Below are 2,400 nucleotides of genomic sequence, written 5' to 3' on the forward strand. Positions count from 1 at the left end.
TACCTCGATGTCTCCCTGGTTCGCCAGGAAGAGATCGTAGGGGAAGAAGGTCAACGTCTCGTCCAGGAACGATAGCTCGTACTCCTGGGCGAATCCCTCGTCTCCGAGCGTTGCCCGGGCGATGCTTATAACCTCCGGGTCCAGGTCCGGGCAGTCCTGCCACGGTGTCTCCATCCGTCTGAACTGCGGGAACTGCTCCCGGTCCGTCCACATCCTGTGGAACATGCCCCGCTGGCCGAGCGGCGTGGACACGATGTATAACCCGCCGTGTTTGGACCGGGATATTCTGGGGAGCGCCGCGGCCATTAGCGCCTTGTCGTCCGCGACGTGGGCGAACTCGTCAAGCATCAGGTCGCTGAACCGCCCCGAGCGCACCGTCCCCGGGTTGACCGGGAGGATCGAGATGGAACCGCCATGCCTGAACGCTAAACGAGTCGTGGTTTTCACGCGCGTCGGTAACCGCCAGGCCGACGGCAGTTCCTCCCACATCATGAGGACTTCCTCTAGCCACTCTTTACCCTGGCGCTCGCCGGCGGCGAGATAACCCCATCGCGTAGCCGGGTCGAACAAGGCCTTATAGAGCGCCCTGCATCCCAAGCCCCAGCTCGCCCCGGTCTGACGGGCCTTCAGCCACAAAACGAATCGGTCGGGGCAGGTAAGCACTTGGCGTTGGTACGGATAAAACCGTATAGGCTCGCCGTTTATCCGGCCGACGGTCTCGAAGAACTCCACGGAATTACGAGGGCCGTCATGCCTCATCTGGTCCCCCGTCACGCCACGCGAGAAGAGCCCGCCCTTCCGCTCCCTCGGCACTCGTGAACGCCTCCACGAATGCCTGCGCACCCTCGATGTTGGAGGCGCGCGCTTTTTCGAGGATTTTTTCTTGTAACTCTGGAGCATCTTGAAGTAGGAAATAGAGGAACAGCCCCAACTTTTCGAGGCTCGTTTCTGGGAACGCCTCAAGTTCTAGCTTGGTGAGCTCCCGTAGTTCGCGGATGGCCCGCATGGCCACCTCCGGCTCCACGGCTCTTTCACCCGAGAGTATCTGTGTAATTCCGTCCAGGACGGTAATCGAGAGCATCTTGTGCATGAGCTGGATGTTGCCGCCGTAATAGTCGCGGATGTGCTTCAGCCGCTCGTCGGCGAGGTCCAACATCCCCTCGAAGCTGCCCATCCGGTGGAACCGGGAATGGTGGCTCACGTTCGAGGCGTTGAGTGCGAGCTCCGGGGCGTGCTCCTTCGCCCACGCCAGGACCTTGGCCTGCTTGGCGCCGTCGTCGAGCATCGCGTCTATCGCGGCCCGGTGCGGCGAAGCGCAGATTTTGCACCGCGCGTTCGGCATCCCAAGAACCGTCGGGGCTTTCCGGCGTTTAGGAGGTGACACGGCACTTCTCCACGTAATCGCGGACGTCGCTCTCATGGACCCACAGCACCGCCCCGAGCTTCCACGCGGGGAACCGCCCCTCCTGGACATAGCGTCGAGCCGTGCGGATGCTCACCCGCAGCAGGGCCGCCGCCCTGCGGATGGTTATCATGCCCTCGGGGTCTGCTGCGGGGTAGTCAGGCATTTATAAGTCCGGGGTCGGGAGGACCCGACCCGTTAGGCGGGTGCGCCCGCCGGCTCTTCCGTGCGGACCTGCCCGAGCGTCGGCAGGAAGACCATCCCCGGCGCCGGTGCGAACCGCACACTCGGGGAGACCTTCAGTTCGACGTGCGGCCGGACGGCCTGCGCCGTCGGATCGTCCGCGTCAGGCAGGAGATTCTTCATCCGGTCCGTCGGCGTCAGGGCCACCGTCCGGGTGACGAAGTCCGAGAAACGATCCCCAAGGATTGCCCGGAGCGGGTCCTCCGAGGAGGGATCGATCCCCAGGCGCTCCTGGAAGGTCTTTTTGATCCGGCCGTAAGTTCGGCTCTCCAGCACCCCCTTCTCGTCGGGCGGGATCAGCTCGTCGATGATGGCCTTCGCCTCCGCCTCGCGCTTCCTCGCCTCCGCCTCGAGCACTTTCGATTCACCGAGGAGCCGACACGCCAGCGCCACCCGCTGCTGTTCCTTTGTTGCCATTTTTCCCCTTTCGTTTTTCCGTGTATGCCTCGCACCTAGAGCAATCTTCCAGGCTGACCAGTCGCCCCGTCACCGCGCACTCACAGTCGTACCGCCGGTACAGGCACCGACCGCGCAGCTCCTCGAGGACGGCGTCGAGGGTCGCCCGGCTCATGACCGCAGCGCCATCTCGATAGTGTCTCGCACCCTCTCCCTGGCTATCCTCACTCTCGCGGCCAGAGAGGCGCATGCCGCAACCGGCCCGGACAGCCCTCGTGCAAATCGCCGGCCGGCCCGCCGATACTGGCGCGCCCGCTTTAGATGGGCCTCTATCCGCACTATCCGTTCGACCTGCGCCT

The 2,400-nt window shown here is 64.0% G+C and carries 4 protein-coding genes; all 4 read right to left on the reverse strand.

Annotation, left to right across the window (positions count from 1 at the left end):
• Positions 1-732: terminase family protein (locus NTW26_07085; protein MCX7022021.1), on the reverse strand; the 732-nt coding region annotated here is incomplete at its 3' end.
• 16 nt (positions 733-748) lie between these two features.
• Entirely contained in the window at positions 749-1,342 is a 594-nt protein-coding gene (locus NTW26_07090) for a hypothetical protein (protein ID MCX7022022.1), read from the reverse strand.
• A gap of 28 nt (positions 1,343-1,370) precedes the next feature.
• On the reverse strand, positions 1,371-1,568 hold the full coding sequence (locus NTW26_07095) for a helix-turn-helix domain-containing protein (protein ID MCX7022023.1): 198 nt from the start codon (positions 1,566-1,568) through the stop codon (positions 1,371-1,373).
• Between the two features lie 32 nt (positions 1,569-1,600).
• Positions 1,601-2,062, reverse strand: coding sequence for a hypothetical protein (locus tag NTW26_07100; protein ID MCX7022024.1), 462 nt, complete (start codon positions 2,060-2,062; stop codon positions 1,601-1,603).
• Between the last annotated feature and the right edge of the window lie 338 nt (positions 2,063-2,400).

It is taken from the genome of bacterium (assembly GCA_026398675.1).
GTDB lineage: Bacteria > RBG-13-66-14 > RBG-13-66-14 > RBG-13-66-14 > RBG-13-66-14 > RBG-13-66-14.